This window comes from Spirillospora sp. CA-294931 (assembly GCF_050946795.1).
Classification (GTDB): Bacteria; Actinomycetota; Actinomycetes; order Streptosporangiales; family Streptosporangiaceae; genus Spirillospora.
In genome coordinates this window covers 586,679-605,210 of sequence record NZ_CP192006.1, presented here as the reverse complement: position 1 = coordinate 605,210, position 18,532 = coordinate 586,679, and the positions used below count along the sequence as shown (strand labels likewise).

General features: G+C 68.4%; 17 protein-coding genes and 2 tRNA genes. 12 read left to right on the top strand and 7 right to left on the bottom strand.

Going from position 1 to position 18,532, the window contains the following annotated elements:
• Positions 1-74: 74 nt before the first annotated feature.
• Together ACQPY4_RS02865 and ACQPY4_RS02860 are read left to right on the top strand one after the other, a co-directional pair.
• Positions 75-152: transfer RNA gene (locus ACQPY4_RS02865), tRNA-Asp, on the top strand.
• Between the two features lie 21 nt (positions 153-173).
• A tRNA-Phe gene (locus tag ACQPY4_RS02860) sits at positions 174-247 on the top strand.
• A 205-nt stretch (positions 248-452) separates the two neighbouring features.
• On the opposite strand, the gene ACQPY4_RS02855 is transcribed toward ACQPY4_RS02860, so the two are convergent.
• A complete protein-coding gene (locus ACQPY4_RS02855) occupies positions 453-605 on the bottom strand; it encodes a hypothetical protein (protein WP_433332079.1) in 153 nt (50 codons plus the stop codon).
• A gap of 388 nt (positions 606-993) precedes the next feature.
• Between ACQPY4_RS02855 and ACQPY4_RS02850 the strand changes: the two genes are divergently transcribed.
• From ACQPY4_RS02850 to ACQPY4_RS02840, 3 genes are read left to right on the top strand one after another with little or no spacing between them, the layout of a single operon-like run.
• The gene (locus tag ACQPY4_RS02850; RefSeq protein ID WP_433338780.1) at positions 994-1,326 is read left to right on the top strand and encodes an ArsR/SmtB family transcription factor; all 333 of its coding nucleotides are present in this window, start codon (positions 994-996) and stop codon (positions 1,324-1,326) included.
• Positions 1,323-1,829, top strand: a complete 507-nt coding sequence (locus ACQPY4_RS02845; protein ID WP_433332077.1) for an SRPBCC family protein — start codon at positions 1,323-1,325, stop codon at positions 1,827-1,829. Before ACQPY4_RS02850 ends, ACQPY4_RS02845 begins: the two co-directional genes overlap by 4 nt.
• Positions 1,826-2,266: a VOC family protein gene (locus ACQPY4_RS02840; RefSeq protein ID WP_433332075.1), complete on the top strand. Its 441-nt coding sequence runs from the start codon at positions 1,826-1,828 to the stop codon at positions 2,264-2,266. Before ACQPY4_RS02845 ends, ACQPY4_RS02840 begins: the two co-directional genes overlap by 4 nt.
• A 413-nt stretch (positions 2,267-2,679) precedes the next feature.
• Here ACQPY4_RS02840 and ACQPY4_RS02835 read toward each other — a convergent pair whose 3' ends face one another.
• The 5 genes from ACQPY4_RS02835 to ACQPY4_RS02815 all read right to left on the bottom strand — a co-directional run bounded on the left by ACQPY4_RS02835 (position 2,680) and on the right by ACQPY4_RS02815 (position 9,091).
• Complete coding sequence (locus ACQPY4_RS02835; RefSeq protein WP_433332073.1) at positions 2,680-3,738, bottom strand: hypothetical protein; 1,059 nt, start codon at positions 3,736-3,738, stop codon at positions 2,680-2,682.
• A 188-nt stretch (positions 3,739-3,926) separates the two neighbouring features.
• Positions 3,927-4,520, bottom strand: a complete 594-nt coding sequence (locus ACQPY4_RS02830) for a hypothetical protein (protein ID WP_433332071.1) — start codon at positions 4,518-4,520, stop codon at positions 3,927-3,929.
• 388 nt (positions 4,521-4,908) lie between these two features.
• Positions 4,909-5,526 (bottom strand): hypothetical protein, encoded by a 618-nt coding sequence (locus ACQPY4_RS02825; RefSeq protein ID WP_433332069.1) that lies wholly within the window; start codon positions 5,524-5,526, stop codon positions 4,909-4,911.
• Between the two features lie 374 nt (positions 5,527-5,900).
• Positions 5,901-6,356 (bottom strand): hypothetical protein, encoded by a 456-nt coding sequence (locus tag ACQPY4_RS02820; protein WP_433332067.1) that lies wholly within the window; start codon positions 6,354-6,356, stop codon positions 5,901-5,903.
• Positions 6,357-6,409: 53 nt separating this feature from the next.
• Positions 6,410-9,091: an ATP-binding protein gene (locus tag ACQPY4_RS02815; protein ID WP_433332065.1), complete on the bottom strand. Its 2,682-nt coding sequence runs from the start codon at positions 9,089-9,091 to the stop codon at positions 6,410-6,412.
• A gap of 359 nt (positions 9,092-9,450) precedes the next feature.
• Between ACQPY4_RS02815 and ACQPY4_RS02810 the strand changes: the two genes are divergently transcribed.
• The 7 genes from ACQPY4_RS02810 to ACQPY4_RS02780 all read left to right on the top strand — a co-directional run bounded on the left by ACQPY4_RS02810 (position 9,451) and on the right by ACQPY4_RS02780 (position 17,011).
• On the top strand, positions 9,451-10,737 hold the full coding sequence (locus ACQPY4_RS02810) for a CpaF family protein (protein WP_433338778.1): 1,287 nt from the start codon (positions 9,451-9,453) through the stop codon (positions 10,735-10,737).
• 100 nt (positions 10,738-10,837) lie between these two features.
• The gene (locus tag ACQPY4_RS02805; RefSeq protein ID WP_433332063.1) at positions 10,838-11,059 is read left to right on the top strand and encodes a hypothetical protein; all 222 of its coding nucleotides are present in this window, start codon (positions 10,838-10,840) and stop codon (positions 11,057-11,059) included.
• A 280-nt stretch (positions 11,060-11,339) separates the two neighbouring features.
• On the top strand, positions 11,340-12,170 hold the full coding sequence (locus ACQPY4_RS02800) for an SAM-dependent methyltransferase (protein WP_433332061.1): 831 nt from the start codon (positions 11,340-11,342) through the stop codon (positions 12,168-12,170).
• An 81-nt stretch (positions 12,171-12,251) separates the two neighbouring features.
• A complete protein-coding gene (locus ACQPY4_RS02795; RefSeq protein WP_433332059.1) occupies positions 12,252-13,184 on the top strand; it encodes a DUF5753 domain-containing protein in 933 nt (310 codons plus the stop codon).
• A 124-nt stretch (positions 13,185-13,308) separates the two neighbouring features.
• Complete coding sequence (locus ACQPY4_RS02790) at positions 13,309-14,292, top strand: hypothetical protein (protein ID WP_433332057.1); 984 nt, start codon at positions 13,309-13,311, stop codon at positions 14,290-14,292.
• 589 nt (positions 14,293-14,881) lie between these two features.
• Entirely contained in the window at positions 14,882-15,535 is a 654-nt protein-coding gene (locus ACQPY4_RS02785) for a hypothetical protein (protein WP_433332055.1), read from the top strand.
• 168 nt (positions 15,536-15,703) lie between these two features.
• Positions 15,704-17,011: a glycosyl hydrolase family 18 protein gene (locus ACQPY4_RS02780; protein ID WP_433332053.1), complete on the top strand. Its 1,308-nt coding sequence runs from the start codon at positions 15,704-15,706 to the stop codon at positions 17,009-17,011.
• Between the two features lie 48 nt (positions 17,012-17,059).
• On the opposite strand, the gene ACQPY4_RS02775 is transcribed toward ACQPY4_RS02780, so the two are convergent.
• The gene (locus ACQPY4_RS02775; RefSeq protein WP_433332051.1) at positions 17,060-18,511 is read right to left on the bottom strand and encodes a CHAD domain-containing protein; all 1,452 of its coding nucleotides are present in this window, start codon (positions 18,509-18,511) and stop codon (positions 17,060-17,062) included.
• Positions 18,512-18,532 lie beyond the last annotated feature (21 nt).

The following is an 18,532-nucleotide window of genomic DNA, read 5'->3' as shown; positions in this document are numbered from 1 at the left end:
GCATCGCGTATGCTCTCGGACGTCGCCAAGGACCGAATCACCGGCCCGAAGCCGATAAACTCGAAGCATCGCAAGGTCCTGTGGAGCAGCTAGGAGTGCTCGCCACCCTGTCAAGGTGGAGGCCGCGGGTTCAAATCCCGTCAGGACCGCCAGACGCGCCCAACACGCGTCATGGGCAGGTAGCTCAGTCGGTACGAGCGTCCGCCTGAAAAGCGGAAGGTCGGCGGTTCGACCCCGCCCCTGCCCACCTCTCGACCCCTGACCATCAGAAACACGGTCAGGGGCCTTCTGCTTTATACCCTTGCAACTCCAATAGGCGGACGCACACCACCCGAACACCTTCCGCCTAAAGCTCAGCACCGCGCATTAACAACGATCCGCCCTTCGCCTCACCCACAGCAGAGTCCGGCCTCTCTGCGGCATGAGAGTGTGTCTTTGGGCGGTGTCTGGCGTTACCTGAGGTTCCGCGTCGCGCGGCGATAGATCAGGTGACTCACGCCGATCCCCTCGATGATCTCCGCCGCGTCGAAGCCGATCGGCGCCGTGTCGCCAAGCCCGGTCAGCATGGGGGTACCGGCACCGAGAACCATCGGCACGACGTCCATCCGCAACTCGTCGAGCAGGCCGGCGGTGGACGGTGGGTGACGACGAACACCGGCACGCCGCTCGGGTGCCGCCCATTTCAACCCGCGGTGAGGTCGAACAGGTTGCCGCCGACGACACACGCCCCGATCCGCTCCTGGAGTTCACGCAGGTGAGGTAGGTCAGCCGGTCCGGATCGGCCATGGGGTAGCGACGATGCCCGCCGTGCACCATGCGAACAGCCGGTCGAACCCTGTCTGGCCAGGCCCGGAGATGTACCCGTCCCGCCCGCGACCGACGCCTGTGTGAAGACGTTTCCCATGCTGCCCCCAGAGCGTCGCGATCTTGACAAACCCGGACTCCAGCACATATAAAACCATCAGGTTATTGAACCGAAGGGTTATCAACATGGTGGCAAGCGACACGCTGGACGCGACGTTCGCGGCACTGGCCGACCCCACCCGGCGGGCCATCCTGGCCCGGCTCGCGACCGGTGATGCCACGGTCACCGAGCTGGCCGCGCCATTCGCGATGAGTCAGCCAGCCGTCTCCAAACACCTGCGGGTGCTTGAACGAGCCGGCCTGGTCAGTCGCGGCCGCGACGCGCAACGCCGGCCGTGCCGGCTGGTGGCCGAACCGCTCAGGACGGCCACGGACTGGCTGGCCGACTACCGCGACTACTGGGAAACGAGCTACCAGCGACTGGATGCCCTGCTTGGCGACCTACAGGACGGTGAAACGTGACGTCTCCACACCCCGGCCTCGGGCTGCGGGTCGTCGCGTCCGGGACCACCGACCTCGTCCTCACCCGCACATTCGCCGCTCCCGCGCCGCTGGTCTTCGCCGCGCTCACCCAACCGGAACTGCTCCGCCGCTGGCACGGCGCCCGCGGCTGGCGGCTCACCGTCTGTGAGGTCGACCCGCGCCCCGGCGGTGCCTGGCGGTTCGTCTCCACCGGCCCGGCTGGCGCCGAGATGGAACTCCATGGACTGTTCCGCGAGATCGTGCCGCCGGTGCGCCTCATACAGACCGAGATCCACCGTGACTGGGCCGACGGTGAGGCACTGGTCACCACCGTTCTGGACGAGACAGACGGACGCACCGCCATGACCGTCACCGCGCGATATTCCTCGTCCGAGATCCGCGACGCGGTCGTCCGCAGCCCGATGGAACGCGGCGCCGGCGAAGGATACGACCGTCTTGCCGCCCTACTCACCACCCTCATCCACGAAAGGCGCCATCCATGACCGACACGCCCGCCCCCGCCAACGAGATCCCCAAGGATTCCGGCAACCCACCCGTGCCGCCCGGCACGCTGTTGCTGGAGCTGGTGCCGGTGCCGGTCACCGACATCGAACGGGCCAAAGCCTTCTACCAGGACCAACTCGGGTTCCGCCTCGACGTCGACGTCAGCCCGAAGCCCGGTATCCGCATTGTCCAACTCACCCCGCCCGGTTCGGCATGCTCGATCACCCTCGCCGAAGGCCTCCCCACCCTCGACATGCCTCCGGGAACACTGCGCGGTCTGCACCTGGTGGTCGCCGACATCGAGGCGTCCCGCGCTGAACTCCTCGAACGCGGCGTCGAGATCAGCGAGGTCGAGGACCTCGGCGGAGTGTTCTACGCGTACTTCGCCGACCCCGACGGCAATACCTGGTGCCTACAGCACATGCCCTGGCGCTAAACCGCGGGGACTCGGCATAGCCGTCGTCAGATTTCGCACGCACTCATCGGCAGAAGAGGACGTCCCCTCATGATCTGGGGTGTCGACCCCGCCACGGCCAACGCGTTGCGTATGGGTGAGGAAGGGCTACGTTGGGCAGCTTCCTGGCAGGACGCGCTGCTCGCCTGTGGGGAAACACCATCACGTCAGCCTGCGGCAGAGTCCGGCTCTGGAGAAGCCCACAAGCCCTCAGCGCAGATGAGGATGTGATCGGCTCAAAGCACGTTCCGAGATCATCGAACGAAGTCATACCTGCGAAGCTGCGCTCGCAGCAGGCGCAGGGCCAGACCTGCCACACGAGGTATGAGCGGATGTGATCTCCTGGCTTGAAGGTGCCGTTGTGCTTTGCGTCTTCCTACGGCCGGTGCGGGGGATCAGCGTGTTGGTGCCGGCTCGTAGCCAAAGCGGGAGCCTGGTGGCGCAAGAGCGGTGAGGCGTTCGAGTATGCGTTCGGTGTTGGCACCCCACATCTTGGACAGCACCCAGGTGCGGCCAGCGTCGTGGATTGGTGTTTCGAGGAACCAGCGCTGAAGACGTTTGCTGAAGTTCGGGTACGCCGCGACCAGGGCCTCTGCCAGGTTCTCCTCAGTGAGGATGCCCTCGACCGAGATGAATTTGGCGTTGGGGAGGGCCTCGGCGAGCTGCTCTGCGGTGACACCCGCACTCTGGAGGGCGACGACCATGGCCAGGACGGCGCGCCGTTTGCGGAGCGGCTCGGTATGTCCGTCCGGTGTGGTGATCACATACGGCGTCCAGTCGGGGCCGTCTCCGGTGCGCGCTGCTCGCGCCTGGGTTTCTCGCCGCCTGAGCTGGATGGTCAGCTCACTGGCCTCGGGCAGCGGGATGACCTGCTGTACATCCAGCAGCAGCCGGTCGCCCACCTTGTAGGGCGTCAGGCGGACGCACCGAATGTCCAGGCCATACACCTCGGTAAGCCACAGCACGGTTGTGGTGATCTCGCGGTCGAACCCGCCGGAGACCAGAACGATACGCACCTCGCGGCTGAGAACGGTGTTCTCCGCATCGGCTTCCTCCAGCCAGTCCACCAAGCGGGCGCGAGCCTCCTCGGTCGCTGACGGCTCCACCCGCGCGAGGTAGCGCTCGTAGTGCTCCACCAGATCCTCGAAGGTCATCGCTGACACCATCGCGGCGTACCGCAGCGCCTGAAGCTCAAGATGTCCGCCGTCTTCGGTGCGTTTGAGTTCGAAGACGACCAGGTGGCCCTCCCGGTCGATGCCCAGCAGGTCGATGCGGCGCCGGGCGTCGGCGAACGCACCGAACTCCTCAGAAATGATCAATACTCCGTCGGCGATCGCACTGATCCGGGCCCGCAGAAGCCGCTGCAGATCAGCCCGTTCCAGAACCTGTTCCGCCGTAAATGTGGACGAGGGCACCGGCACCAGGGACTCAGGCGTCATCTCAAACAGCGGCATGGAGTAAGTCTCGCGCCCCCGACTGCGTCGTGCACACCCCCCGTCGAGCGCGGCTACGAAGAAGTGGCTGGCAGCGACGACACCAGCACCCCACTCGTTGCATAACCCTGCTGTGCAGTCAGCCCCATGACCGTCTCTGATCTGTGGTCTCCCTCTACCCATCAGATTGAAGCAGCACGCGGGACCGGTCACTCGGGCAAGGACCGCAGGTAGGCCATGAGGGCCTCGCCGCGTGGGGAGAGACGGTAGCCGGACTCCAGGCTTTCGGTGAGGCCGAGGGCTTTGAGGCGGCGGACGTCGGCCTTGAAGGGGAGTTTGTCGCGGTCCAGGCGTTCGGCCAGGTCCATGGCGCGCAGGCCGGGGTGTTCCTCGATGAGGCGCAGGACCTCGCGGGTCCATGGGGCGCGGCGGCTGCGGGTGTCGACGGCGTCCAGGTCGGCTTTGAGGTCGGCCAATTCCTGATCGGTCAGATCGGCATTCCCCGCCAGCTCCGATCGGGGGTCCGGGCCGCCCAAATGGAGCATGACACGGTGGTAGCCGCCCTCCTTGGTGCTCTTGGACAGGGCGGTAAGCAGCGCGGCGCGATCCTTGAAGCCCGAACAGACGGCGTCCTCCTCGGTGATCTCCTCGGGGGTGACGGCCGTGACCGAGTCGATGACGATGATCCCCGCCCAGGTGCGCTGAAGGCTCCCCGCGCGGACCCGGGGCTCGGCCCACACCCGGAACACCCGGTCGATCCGCCCGCCCGCGATCCCCTCAAGGACCTCTCGCCTGAACAACATCGTTCACTCCCGAGTGATACGTCGCTCCTGCAATCTCATCGAAAGTACCTAAGAAAGGCCACAAGGTCCCCCGCCAATCTCAGCGCACCGAGTGGTCCCTGGCCTTGGTGCTGGTCGAGGATCGGGGTCGAGGGATCGTCGTGGCCGCCGAGACTGGCTCGTGGAGTCGGAGGTGGGGTGCGGTTCGTGGTCGCCATGCTGCGGGAGCAGCTGCCGGACGTTTCGACATCGTCGCCGACGCGGAACCGTTTGCGTTGATGACCTGCGCGGCGGGCTTCGGTCGGGTTCGTGGCGGCTGCCTGGCTGCGCCGCCGTGGTGGGTGGTCGGCGGGCGTCCGCTGGAGGGCGGGTTCGGCATCGGCTTCTTTTGGGGTTGAGGGCGTTGCCGTTAGGCGGTGGGTGGGTGGCGGAGGGCTAGGGCTGACCAGGTGGTGCCTAGGAGGAGGACGGTTGAGGAGGCTATGAGGAGGGCTTGGAGAGGGCCCGGCATGGTGCCGATGGTGAGGACGGCGCCCAGGCCGATCAGGGCGGCGGCGGGCTTGGGGACGGTGGCGCTGCGGTAGAGGCCAACGGCGAGGGTGATGGCGCCGATGATGCCGAGGAGGGACGTGAGGAAGAAGGCGCCGGCGATGCCGTCGTTGTAGGCGTCCATGCCTGCCACCACGGACGGAAGGGGGGCGTGGTCGGCGATATCGGCGGCCAGGAGCATGTTCGGTGCGGTGGAGGAAGTGCTCACCCAGCCGATGATGAGCAGGACGGACGTTGCCGAGGACAGGCGGGGGAAGCGGTCGTGGAAGGTGGCGGCCAGGGTGGTGCTGGCCGGGATCAGGAGGGCACAGGCGAGGAAGGCCAGGAACCAGCCGATGGCGTTGCGGGCCGGTGCGGCGGTCATCTCGGTGAGGACGCCGGTGTAGTCCTCATCGTCGTGCGGGACGAGCAGGGCACGTCCGGCCGTCATGGTGAGCGGACCGGCGATGAGGCAGGTCAGCTGGGTTCGGGTGATCATGGTCTCTCCCAGTGTTGGTCGGAAAAGGTGGCTGTGATCGGTGCAGTGCGACGCCGGTGCGGTGGCCATGGCGTGGAGGGCGTCCCAGAGTCGGGTTGTCGCTTCACCGGGCGCCGACCGGCCCGGCGAAGGCGACCGTTTCCCGTCCGGTGAGGACGACCGCAAGGTGGTGGCGGTCCGCATGGACCTGGTGATCGACTGGTCGTCGGCGGCCGTGCCGAGGCGGGACTTGAAGACCCTCAGCGGCCGCGGTGACTGGCGCGTGGTGGCCAGCGAGATCTCCTGCGGCATGCCGGGCGGGGTCGTTCCCCGTCACGCAGCAAGGAGCGCCGGGGCTGTGCACGCTTCGGGGGTTGGCGGCTAGTTGCGTGGGCTCAGGGGATGACTCGGCAGATTTCGATGCGGTCGGGTTTGGAGAGGAGGGCCGGGTCTACTTCTGGGGGGACGGGTGTGGTGTAGACGGCCTGGGACCCGGCTTCGAGGAGGTCGAACGTGGTGGACAGGATGACCGCCTTGACGGCCCTGGCGTGGGGTTCCCAGAGGAGGAGGCCGCGGACGAAGCCCTCGGTCGTCGCGCTGGCGGGCTTGAGACGCAGCAGGTGGTCCTGGGTTCCGGCCTCGGCCTGCGCCTCGCTTACGGGGCCGTCGAAGCTGGTGATGGCGGCCGCTCCCGGGGACTGTCCGGCCGCGGGGCCGGACCAGTCGTCGAGTACTTCGTGGGTGCCGGTGGTGGGGTCCAGGACGAGGGCGAAGCGGTGGCCGTCCCCGATGGTCTGGAACACGTAGTGGTCGCCCTTCTCGGGCGCTGTGTCGTGGAAGGTTGCGTACATGGGTGGAGTGTCGCCCGGGCGGACGTCCCGGGGCCTCAGTGCTGGTACGCAGATCAGCCGCGTATTCCGTTGCGGAGGGCCCAGGCGGTGAGCTGGGTCCGGTTGGCGAGGGAGAGCTTGGCGAGGGCGTTGCGGACGTGCGTCTCCACGGTGCGCTCGGAGAGGTAGAGCCGTCCGGCGATCTCGCGGTTGGCCAGGCCCGTGGCGACCAGGCCGGCGATCTCGCGTTCGCGGCCGGTGAGGGTGGCTTTGCCGCTTACGCCGGACAGTTCGTCGGCCAGTGCCGCGGCTTCGCGTGCTACCCGTGCCATTCCGAGGCGGCGGGCGGTGCGGGCGGCCTGCTCGGCGAAGGTCAGGGCGCGGGTTCGCTCGGTGGACCTGGCTTGGAGCAGTTTGGCGTGGGCGAGTTCGGTCAGAGCGAGTGTGGGGAGCGCGGACGTTCTGCGCTCCATTCTTGCCGCTGCCGTCAGGTGCTGTTCGGCGTCGTCGAATCGGCGCAGGTGGGTCGCGAGCACGCCCAGGGTCCTGGCGATGGATCCACCGCACCCGGCGGCCTGGTTGTCGTAGTAGCCCTCGTATGGCCTGAGCAGGAGCAGGCAGCGTTCGGCCGTCTCCTGGTCGTCCAGGGCGGCGGCCAGTTCGGCGACGGCCGTCACGATGGCGATCCAGCGCTGGTTGACCGGCAGGTCTTCGAGGCGGGACCGGAGGCGTTCGAACAGGACGGCGGCCTCGTCGAGCTCCTCGCGTTCGAGGTGCAGCGTCGCCGTCACGGCCATCAGGATCGGGACGTGGTGGATCGCGGTGGCGTAGGCGGCGGGCGGTTGGGCCCGTCCTCGCTCGCCGGTGCGCCGCTCCAGGTAGGTGGCGAACACGAAGGCCGCGCCCTGGGCCGACACGTCCCCGGTCTGCCTGCCGATCTCCTCGAAGGCCCCCGCCAGGTCGGCTGCCTCGTCGAGGCGGCCGGTGAGCAGCGCCAATGACGCCTGTGTACGCAGCAGGTGCCACCGGGCCAGCAGGCCTCCCGGACGCGCCGCGAGGCCGGCCAGGCCGCGGGTCTCCGTCTCGACCGCCGCGATGGCGCCGAGCTGGAAGGCGGCGTCGATGCGCCAGGTGTGGCCCCAGAGCGCGGCCGTCGGACGGTCCTGGCTGAGCGAGCCGAGGCGGGCGCCGATGGCCAGCCGTTCGGCGACGCCGTCCGGGCCTCCGGCCGCCTGGTGCCGGGCGTGCAGGGCGGCCACGAGGGCGTCGAGGTCTCCCGAGCCTTCGGCCAGGGCCAGGGCCTGGACGCTGACCGGTCCGGTTTCGGGATCGTCCGAGACGGCCATCGCGACGGCCTGCTGGGCCAGTACTCGGGCGCGCGTCGCGTCGTCCAGCGGTGCTTTCAGGGCGCGTGCGCACAGGCGGCCGACGGTTCCGGCCTGGGGGCCGCCCACGCCCTCGACGGTGATCGCCGCTTGGGCGAGCGACGTGGGGTCCGCGAGCTGTTCGGCGAGCTCGGCGGCGGTTTCGCAGGCTTCCAGGGCCTCCGCGATCCGGCCCGCCCGGTAGGCGGCTTCGGCCAGGGCGAGCAGCCTCCGGCAGCGTTCGGTGTCGTCGGCGGCGAAGGCCAGGGCCTGACCGTGCCAGTAGCGGGCGCTGTCGAACGACGACCGGCGCTCGTCGTGTTCCGCCGCGCGCGAGCACGCCTCGGCGGCGGCCCCGCGGTCCTCCGGGTCCACGGCCGCCCTCGCCCAGTGGGACGCGGCGGCGTGGAGATCGCCGTGCGCCCGGGCGATGCGGCGGTGCCAGGCAAGGCGTTCGTCTCGGGGCAGCCGGTCATACCAGACCGTCCGGACGAGCCCGTGCGACCAGCTCAGCGACCCGGGCCTGCGCGGGTCCTCGACCAGGACGCCCGCGGCGACGGCCTCCGCGAGCGGCTCGGGGTCGGGCCGCAGGACGTCGACGTCGATCTGGTCGCCGTAGACCGCGCACCCCGCGAGCAGCCCACGGCACGCCTCGCCGAGTCCCGCGCCCCTGAGCTCGATCAGCCTGCGCAGCGCCGAGGGAACGGGCAGCCGGTCCGGGACGGGCCCGGCCAGCCGGGTTCGAAGCGTCCGCGTGAGCTCGCGCAGGAACAGCGCGTTGCCGCCGCTCTCGCGGCGCAGCCGGGCGGCCCATGACGGATGGGCGTCAGCGAAGCGCGCCAGGTACTCCGCCACGTCGTCCTCGCCGAGCGGGCCGAGAGCCGTGGAGTCCAGCTCGGCGAGGAGGTCGGGGACCGTCCGGCAGGTCCCGAAGAGCACGATCCTGGTGTGCCGCGCCTCGCCCGCCAGGTGGCGCAGCAGCCGCAGCGAGGCCTCGTCGGCCCAGTGCAGGTCCTCCAGCACCAGCACGAGCGGGTGCCGCTCCGCGGCCTCGGCCAGATCCCGCACGGCCCGGTCGATGACCTCGAACCGCAGGCTCGCGGCGTCCTGCCCGGACGGCGTGAGCACACGCAGGCCGAGCCCCAGGGCCGCGCGCGATTCCATGAGCTGCGACCAGGGCCAGAAGTCCGGCGCCCCCTCTTCCTGGACGGCGCGTCCGGTCAGCGCGGCGGCGTCCCCGAGCCGGGAGACGGCCCGGCGGACCAGGGCGGACTTGCCGACGCCCGCCTCGCCGCTCACCAGCACGACGGACCCGCGCCCCTCGGACGCCTCCGTCCCCGCGCGCTCCAGCTCCGCCAGCTCCCGCCGACGCCCTACGAACGGTTCCTCCACCCAGCCAGTGTCACCCACCCCCGGATCGGCCGGTCCTGCGGATATAGCCCCGCGCCGCAAGATCCTGTCGTCATGATCAAGAAGAACTGTCGTGGAGTTGACCGAGGGACGGTTGGGGGTGCTGGACGGTGGGGCTCGGCGGACTGGACAGGTTGTGTACACCGGTGTACACATTATTCATGGGCTTGAAGGATCGGCTGGATGAGCAGGCGGCTCCGACCACGGGGCTCGGCGACGCACGGGAATTGTCCGTGCGCGATGCCCGTGCGCGGTTCTCCGAGTCGCTTGACCTGGCCATCGAGCAGGGCGGCGTCACCTATGTGATGCGTCGGGGCCAGCGGGTGGCCGCGATCGTCCCGATGGAACTCGTCCAAGAACATGGCGTCGGTCCCGGCAGCGTGGCCCACTGGCGCACCCGGCTGCTCGAAGAGATCAACTTCGACGACCTCGTCGAACTCAGCCTGGCCCAACGGCGTGCTCGGTTGGAGAAGGTCACCGGGCATCTCATCGCCCGCGAGGGCCCGGTTCTTTCCGCCAGGGAACGGGCCGCACTGATCAGGCGGGTGGTGGACGAGGCGCTCGGGCTCGGTGTTCTGGAGCCCCTGCTCGCCGATCCGTCGGTCAGCGAGATCATGGTGAACGGTCTGAACGAGATCTACTTCCGGCGCGTTGGCCGCCTGGAGCGCCTGGACGCCGGTTTCTCCAGCGAGACGGAGCTCTACCAGGTGATCGATCGGATCGTCGCCCAGGTGAACCGCCGGGTCGACGAGTCGAGCCCGCTCCTCGACGCGCGCCTCCCCACAGGAGAGCGGGTCACTGTGACCGTTCCGCCCCTTTCGCGCGCCGGTCCGACCCTCACCATCCGACGGTTCGCCCGCCTTGCCTCTGTCAACGAACTGGCCGCCAGGGGGACCCTCGACCAGGCCACGGTCATGCTGCTCGCCGCGTTCGTCCGGGCCCGGATGAACATCATGGTCGCCGGCAACGCGGGCAGTGGAAAGACGACCTTCATGAACGCGCTGTCGGCTTTCATCCCAGACAGAGAGCGCATCGTCACCGTAGAGGACTCCGCAGAACTGCAACTCCCGCATGACCACGTCATCTCGCTGGAAGCGCGCCCCCCCAACGTCGAGGGCCGGGGGGAGGTCTCAGTCCGGACGCTGGTCCAGCACGCACTCAAGATGGGTGCCGACCGGCTCGTGGTCGGGGAGGCCAAGGATGCCGAGACGCTGGATCTGCTCAAGGCCATCAGCACGGGCTGTCGCGGCTCGATGTTCACCATCCACGCCGACTCCACGGAGGACTCCGTCTCCGGGCTGGAGACCCTTGCCCGGCTCGCCGACAGCAGCGGCTCTCCCGAGACCATCCGGCGTGTGCTCGCCCGGTCGATCGACGTGATCGTCTTCATGCAGCGCGGCGCAAACGGCGGCTACCACGTTCAGGAGATCAGCGTGAACGCTCAGCGCTCCGCCGATCACCTGGTTCACGTCCCGGTCATGGAGCGCCTCGACAGCGGCGCACCCGTGTACCACCCGCTGCCCGAAACGTTCAGGTCACGGATGGCTCAGGGCAGAGACATCGTCCCGGCCGTCTTCGGGCAAGCGTCCGCTCCGGGCACTGTGGAGGAGGCGCCCACCACTTCATGATCTGTCGGCTTCGCCGCAAATGTGGACGGCCCCCCGCGGGAACGGGGAGCCGTCTGTCGGTCCAACCCCCGGGTCTGAATCACGGAAGGCAGAACACGCTATGCACGATCCCTCGGAAGTAAGCCCAAGTCAAACGCCTGACGACGTCCCGCGCGCGAGCCCGCGGAACGGATGGAAACGCCCGGCGGCCATCCTGACCGGCGCGGGCGTCCTGGCGATCGCCGTGCTCGCCCACCCAGAGGCCGCCGCACCGGTGGGTGTCGGCTTGGCCGCGATCGAGATCCTGCACCGCGTCACCCGCAGAACCCGCGACGACGACTAGAGCCTGCTTCAAAGTCAGGGTGCAGTGCGCCAATCTTATTGTCTACCGATGTAGCTGCTTTCTCTCGTTGCCGGGACGAAAAGATGGCTCAGTTGTCTCGCGTTGAGTGGGATGGGGCAGTGGCGGCAGTCGGGGCGGGCGCTTGTTTTGGTGCACTGTACGGATTGGCCACAGTTCTGTCGCGGTTTATGCGACGGGCGCCTTGGACGATCTTTCCCCTGACCCATTTCGCTTTATCGTGGAGGCGGATGGCGGGCTAGCGGAGCGGGGTGAGTGCCCGGTGAATGCGGAGGACGCAGGCTCGGGGCGAGGTGGTCCGTGGACGTCGCCGGAGATCGACACTTCGGTGTCGCATTCGGCGCGGATCTGGGACTACTGGCTAGGCGGCCGGGAGAACTATTCGGTGGACCGCGAACTGGGCGATCAGATCGAGAAGACGTTGCCCGATATCGTCACGCAGGCGCGGGCCGTTCGGGCGTTCCTCGGACGGGTGGTGCGGTTTCTGGCGGGTGAGGCCGGGATCCGGCAGTTCCTGGACATCGGCACCGGGTTGCCGACCGTGGACAACACCCATGAGGTGGCGCAGCGGGTGGCGCCCGCGTCGCGGATCGTCTATGTCGACAACGATCCGCTGGTGCTCGCCCATGCGCGGGCGTTGCTGACCAGCACACCCGAGGGTGCGACTGAATACGTGCACGCCGACATGCATGAGCCGGAGGTCATCCTGGACGCCGCACGGGGGACGTTGGACCTCAGCCGACCGGTGGCGATCACGATGCTCGGTGTGCTGTGGCATGTGATCGATGACGAGAAGGCGCATTGGATCATCGACCGGCTGCTGGACGGGGTGCCGTCCGGCAGCCATCTGGCGATCGCGCATCCGACGATCGAGGTGACCGGGGAGAAGATGGTCGCCGCGATCGAGCAGTGGAACCGGTTCGGCACGCCGCCGGGCAGGCATCGCTCCCCCGCTGGGCTGGCGGCGTTCTTCTCCCGGTTGGAGCTGGTGGAGCCGGGTGTCGTCACTGCCCCGTTGTGGAGGCCGGGGCCATCGCCGTTCGGTGAGCCCGAACCGACCGACCAGTACGTCGGAGTCGGTCGGAAGCCCTGACCGTCCCCGGGTTAGGGTCGTGGGGAGCCAGTAACCGTCAGGTTTCCCCGAATGTTGAAGACCCCTGGCTTAAGGGTGGACATGCATGCACAGGACGCGGCCGACGACGAGCCGGTAGTCGACGGCCTTCGCCGTGAGGGCGAACGCGGCGCGCCTGGTCAGGGGCCCGTCATGGCCCGGATCTTGCTGGAGTTGCGGCTACGGGAAATGCGCCGGGTCTGCTCCCTTCCGGGCGGGCAGACCGAAGACGGGGTCGCGGGCGAGGTGATCGACTGGCTGAAGGGCGACTACGCGCCGGTCAGTCTGCACGAGGTCATCGACAAGTGCGAGCAGTACGGGATCAGCGACCTTCGTGAGCGCGCCGCGCTCCTCGGTCTGGCACGGGAAGCCAACGTCGCCGGATGGTGGGACCGCTACCGCGTGGCGATCCCCGCCTGGCACCTGCCCTATCTCGGGTTCGAGCAGGCCTCACGGCTGATCCGGGCGGTGAGCGTCCACGCGGTGCACGATCTGCTGCAGACTCGCGAATACGCGTGCGCGCATATCCACGGAACCGACGAACGGCTGAGTTCCGCCGAGATCGAGGCGCGCGCGGACCTGCGGAACGCGCGGCAGCGACTCCTGCTCCACCGGGACGACCCGCCGCATGTGTGGGTGGTGGCCGAAGAGATCTCGCTGCGCCGCTCGCACGGCGGCCGCGCGACGATGTTCAGGCAACTGGAACATCTGATGGACCTGTGCGACCTCCCGCGCCTCACGGTGCAGATCATCCCGGTCGACCAGGCGACCGCCCATCTCCCCGGCTCGTTCACTCTGCTGAGTCTGGGTGGATTCAGCCAGCCCGGTCCGCTGCCGGAGCTGGTGTGCCTCCAGCACCTCACCACCACCCTGTACCTGGATTCGCAGGCCGAGATCGACGATTACCGGTACGCACATCACATCCTGGCCACCAAGGCGGCCCTCCCCGCGTCCGCCACGCAAGCGCTGCTCCGGCGGATCAGCCGGGAGCTGTGACGTCCATCCGCCGATAACCGCCCGGTGGTGCACGTGGTGTGAATAGTGTCCCAGGACACAGAAGTCCGCCGATGGTATGAAACTATGTGGTAAATCTAGCGGAGTTCCCGAGATTGTCGTCCAGGTGATCCGCCTGGCAACTGCCCCACCGAGCGAGTGGGGTGCTGCGGCCCAGAGAGAGGGCGGGTTGGCCTTGAGTAAGAAGTTTCCGGCGCACCCGCCTCGTGACAAGTTCGCCGCCGAACTGAAGCAGTTCCACCGACGTTGCGGAAAACCACGCTACCGGGCCATCGTCAAGATGCTAGCAGTACTCCAGAAGGAACAACCGGAACTGAAGATGGTTGAAAACGTAACCTTCTCCAAGTCCGGAATCAGTGAAGTCCTCAACGCTCGCCGCAACGGACTGCCCTCCAGCGACTGGGTCGCCTCCTTCGTGCTGTGCTGCCAGAGGCTGGCCGTCATCACCGGCAACATGGAGTCCGACCCGGGCCGCGACGGATTGTGGTCCTGGCAAGAGGCCCTGCGCGAGGCCGAAGACCAAGCCGAGCGAATGAAGCAGCCCATCCGTGAACCCAGGGCCCCCGAGCCCGTCACGGACGACACGTCCGCTCCAGCCGAACCGCCCTGCGCCGAGCGTCATCGGACGTCGACGGCCTCCGCTCCCTGCCGAACGGCCGCCGACGACGGCGATGCGGGGACGGGCGACGAGACCGATGCCGACAGCGTCAGTGGCATCCATGTGAGTGAGGCGGCGTATGAGCACATCGTGGCATTCGGCGAACACGCCCACCGACTGCTGATGAACGCCATGGCCGGGCAGCCCGACTCGGTCTACAAGGTCGCGATCCTGCTGTCGGTCGACCGGGCGTTCAACGAGACGGTCTTGTCGCTGGTGACGGCGTCCGCCGCCACTGGTCACCACCTCGCGCTTGAACTGCTGCAGGGAAGCCCTCGCAGCCTCAACCGACGGCTTGCCCGGACCCAGGCCCACCGGCTGGCCAGGGCCGCCGACGCCGATGGCGACCACCGCGCCGCGAGGACGTACTACGAGTGCGCGCTGGGGACGCTCCCATCTCGACCCGCCAGCCCGGGCGACACTCCCAGCTGACCATCCGGCGTCCGTCGGCTCCTCCTGCGCTCGATGGCGTCCTGCGCCGAGACCCAGCGTTCGCACCTGCGTCACGCATCGCGGTCATGCCGCGTCCTCGATCGGTGGCGAAGTGTTCGGCGACGTTCGGCGCCGGTCGGACGGTGTTCGGTTGCGATCACCCCGCGTTCGGATGCGAGCAAATCGCCGCATATGGGTGACGCGCCCCGAGAAAGTGACCATGCAGGTCAACCGGGCGCCAATCACGTCCAACCACACCAAACCGAATGGAAGAGCCTTCCTGCCATGCCCTCGCCGCCCGTCGACACCGCTCCGGCCGCCCAGCTCTCCGGCGATGGCGGCAGGGCGGACCGGGAGTCGGCTCACAACCCGTCCGCCGCCCGTTGGCGGGAACCGGGGAAGTGCGGACCGCGGACGGCTGACGAGGAATGTCTGGCGGCCGCGCTCACCGTTCGATGGATGCTGCTCACGAGGCGGCGGTTAAGCCAGCAGCCACAGCTGCACCACCTCACACCAGATCAATTGATCGACTTCTGGGCCGATGACCATCTCGGCTAGGAACCCCGATCCCCCGACTCAGTGAAGCAGGGTGTCCATGCTGCTGGCCCGCTTTCGATCCCTCCTCCCGCGGTGGCCGCACCACCTGCCGCGGCCGACCTCCCATCCGCACGAACCCCTGGACTTCGATCGTGGTTCACAGCAGCACTTCGGGGTCATGTTCGCCCTCGACATCGCCGACTTCAGCAGCCGTCCCGCCTTCATCCAGCAACGGCTCCGCGCCGTCCTGTACCAACTGGTCGAGGACGCCGACGTCCGCTCGCGGCGCTGCATCCGCGAGGACCGCGGGGACGGCATGTTCGTCATCAACGCCACCGAGACCAACTTCGCGATCATCGTCAACAGGGTCGCTCCTCGCCTCGCCGCCGGGCTCAACGCCTATAACCGGACCGCGAGGCCGGGAGCGAGCCTGGACATGCGCATGGCCGTCCACGTCGGCTATTTCCAGCCGGACAAGCACGGCGTCATCAGTCCCGACCTGATCCTGACCTTTCGCCTCCTGGACGCTCCCCAGCTCAAGCAGCACCTGGCCGACAGCACCGACCACCTCGCCCTGATCATCTCGGACCACGTCTACGGCGTCGGGGTGAGCTTCCAGCATCTCGACCCCGACGACTATCGAAGCGTCTCCGTGACGAGCAAGGGCATGACATATCCCGCCTGGATTCGCAAAACCCAACCGTGAAGACCCTTGCGAGAGCGGCGCTGGTTGGGCCTTGTCGGGGCGGGGGCGAAGGGTTACCGTACTCGAAAACTTACAGGAAACTTTCCTGTAAGCAGGGAGGGCGAGGAGCCGCCGCGGCTTGCTCCTGGTTCGCCTGGCTCTGGCTTCTGACCCCACCGAGGAGGCCGCATGATCTCTCAATATCGGTACAGGCTGGCCGGCGTTCTGGCCGGGGCGGTCGCGGTGATCCTTTCGCTGGGCACCGTTGTGGCGTTCGCCGGGCTCGCGCCGTCCGCCACGGCTGCCATCAACTGCGTTTCCTTCCCTGCTTGGACGGAGGGGAAGGCCTATTCGACTGGTACCAGCGTCACCTATGGGGAGCGCGGGTACCAGGCTCTGGTCACCCACACGGCTCACCCGGGGGCCAACTGGAACCCGGCTGCTACCCCTACGTTGTGGAAGGACCTGGGCGCTTGTGACACGTCCAGCCCCACGGCGACGCCCACGAGCACGCCGCCTACGACGACGCCCCCGGGTGAGGAGACCTGTGCGGTGAAGTCGCGTCCGGCGGGGAAGGTGCTTCAGGGGTACTGGGAGAACTGGGACGGCGCGAGCAACGGGGTGCACCCGCCGTTCGGCTGGACGCCGATCACCAACCCCCAGATCGGCCAGCACGGGTACAACGTTCTCAACGCCGCGTTCCCCGTGATCAGGTCGGACGGGACGGTGCTGTGGGAGGACGGGATGGACGCGACCGTGAAGGTCGCGACCCCGGCCGAGATGTGCGCGGCCAAGGCGGCCGGTGCCACGATCCTGATGTCGATCGGCGGGGCGGCGGCGGGGATCGATCTGTCGTCCAGCGCGGTCGCCGACCGGTTCGTCGCGACCGTGGTGCCGATCCTGAAGCGGTACAACTTCGACGGGATCGACATCGACATCGAGACCGGGCTGACCAGCAGCGGGAACATCGGGCAACTGTCGGCCTCGCAGGCCAATCTGGTCCGCATCATCGACGGGGTGCTGGCGCAGATGCCGTCGAACTTCGGGCTGACGATGGCTCCCGAGACCGCTTACGTCACCGGCGGCAGCGTCACCTACGGGTCGATCTGGGGCGCCTACCTGCCGATCATCAAGAAGTACGCCGACAACGGCCGGCTGTGGTGGCTGAACATGCAGTACTACAACGGCAGCATGTACGGGTGCTCCGGTGACTCGTACTCCGCCGGCACCGTGCAGGGCTTCACCGCTCAGACCGACTGCCTGAACAAGGGTCTGGTCGTGCAGGGCACCACGATTCGGGTGCCTTATGACAAGCAGGTTCCGGGGTTGCCCGCGCAGCCGGGCGCCGGGGGCGGGTACATGTCTCCCAGCCTGGTCGCCCAGGCGTGGAACCACTACGGCAACTCGTTGAAGGGTCTGATGACCTGGTCCCTGAACTGGGACGGATCCAAGAACTGGACGTTCGGCAACAACGTCAAGGCGTTGCAGGGACGCTGATCCGAGCTCGGCCCTCTCGTCGGGGTGGCGAGAGGGCCGAGCTCTGTTTCAGCGCCGTTTGGCCTTCTTCCAGGTCTTGGGGAGGTCCTCAAGGGGGTCGGTGCAGTTCTGGACGGCGGTGACGGCTCCGAGGGCGTAGCTGTCGGCGGAGGAGGGGCTGATCTCCGCCAGATGCCGGGCCGCGACGATCTTGTCCTGGTGGGCGCCCAGGACGTCCTGGAGCTCCTTGGCGCGCCGGGCGATCTTCTTGGCGAGCTTGCCCAGGGTGGGGGTGGCCGCTTCCGCCGTGTAGCGGAGGCGCTTGGCCGACTTGCGGGTCTTGTGCAATGCGGCGTCCCGGTCGGGCCCCTCGGGGAGGCGCTCGGCCGCCCGGTAGTTCCGGACCATCTTGCGCCGGGCCCTGGTGAGGATCTTGCGTTCCTGGACGTCCGCCGGGCGGTGGGCGCGCTTGGTGACCAGGGGCTCGGTCACCAGGGCGTCGAGGCGATCGAGCAGGGCGAGGTAGCGCGGGGAGCGCAGCGCCTCGCGAACTCGGTCGCGGGCCGCGCGTTCGTCGGCGGCCAGGTCCGCCAGCCAGCGGGGCTCGTCCTGGGAGTAGCCGGCGAGCTGCTCGCGGAAGCGGGCCTGGAGCACCTCGCGGTCGCGGACCTCGCCCAAGACGTCGGAGAGCCACTTCAGCTCGGCGTCCAGGGAGTCGCTCTCGCCGCGGTCCAGCAGGCGGCGGTGGGTGCGCAGGATGCTGCGGACGCGGCGGATCGAGGTGCGCATCTTGTGGACCGAGTCGTCGTCGTGGTCGGCCAGCCGCACCCGGGGGTCGTAGACCAGCAGCCGGTCTCGTTGCGCGGCCAGGTAGCGGGTCATGGCCTCGACGGCGGTGCGGGCCTTGGCCGGGTGCGCGGTGCGGGCGGTCTGGTCGCCGAGCACCATGGCCAGCTTGGACGGCACGTCGCTCGAACGCGCCCCCGAGCCGATCAGATGGTCGCCGATGGCTCTCAGCACCTCGGGCGATCCGTCGATCAGCTCGACCTCCAGTTCGCGCCAGGAGGTGACGCCCTCGCCGCCCCGGTCGAGCCGGAAGCCCGTGACGTTGTCGTCGGCGAGTTCGGCCGCCACCGTGCCGTCCTTGGCCAGGACGGCACGCTCGGTGCGATCGGTGCGCAGCTCCGCTACCGCGACCAGGGGCCGTCCCCGGGTGTAGGCGGTGACCAGTTCGGTGAGGTCGTCCGGCATGGAGTCGGTGGCGGGCCTGCTGAGTTCGTGCCGTTCGCCCTTGGCCTTGGGCAGCTTGAGATGCCAGCCGTCGTCGGTGCCCCCGGTGCGGCGGCGCAGGGTGATACCGCGGCGGGCGAGCCGCAGGTCGGCGGTGTCGTAGTAGCGGGCCAGGAGCGTGTGCCGCTCCGGCGCGGCGACCCCGGACAGTCCGGGGACGTCGCGCAGGTCGGGAAGGGTGAAGGTGCTGTCGGTCTCGTACTTGCGCTCGACCTCTGTATGGCCGGCCACGTGAATCGTCCCCTCTTCCTC

What these genes read in the sequence shown, in the direction of transcription:
- ACQPY4_RS02780 (WP_433332053.1), top strand. Translation starts at nt 15,704, where the DNA reads ATGATCTCTCAATATCGGTACAGGCTGGCCGGCGTTCTGGCCGGGGCG.
- ACQPY4_RS02820 (WP_433332067.1), bottom strand. Translation starts at nt 6,356, where the DNA reads ATGTACGCAACCTTCCACGACACAGCGCCCGAGAAGGGCGACCACTAC.
- ACQPY4_RS02825 (WP_433332069.1), bottom strand. Translation starts at nt 5,526, where the DNA reads ATGATCACCCGAACCCAGCTGACCTGCCTCATCGCCGGTCCGCTCACC.
- ACQPY4_RS02795 (WP_433332059.1), top strand. Translation starts at nt 12,252, where the DNA reads ATGCATGCACAGGACGCGGCCGACGACGAGCCGGTAGTCGACGGCCTT.
- ACQPY4_RS02835 (WP_433332073.1), bottom strand. Translation starts at nt 3,738, where the DNA reads ATGCCGCTGTTTGAGATGACGCCTGAGTCCCTGGTGCCGGTGCCCTCG.
- ACQPY4_RS02810 (WP_433338778.1), top strand. Translation starts at nt 9,451, where the DNA reads ATGGAACTCGTCCAAGAACATGGCGTCGGTCCCGGCAGCGTGGCCCAC.
- ACQPY4_RS02805 (WP_433332063.1), top strand. Translation starts at nt 10,838, where the DNA reads ATGCACGATCCCTCGGAAGTAAGCCCAAGTCAAACGCCTGACGACGTC.
- ACQPY4_RS02840 (WP_433332075.1), top strand. Translation starts at nt 1,826, where the DNA reads ATGACCGACACGCCCGCCCCCGCCAACGAGATCCCCAAGGATTCCGGC.
- ACQPY4_RS02855 (WP_433332079.1), bottom strand. Translation starts at nt 605, where the DNA reads ATGGACGTCGTGCCGATGGTTCTCGGTGCCGGTACCCCCATGCTGACC.
- ACQPY4_RS02830 (WP_433332071.1), bottom strand. Translation starts at nt 4,520, where the DNA reads ATGTTGTTCAGGCGAGAGGTCCTTGAGGGGATCGCGGGCGGGCGGATC.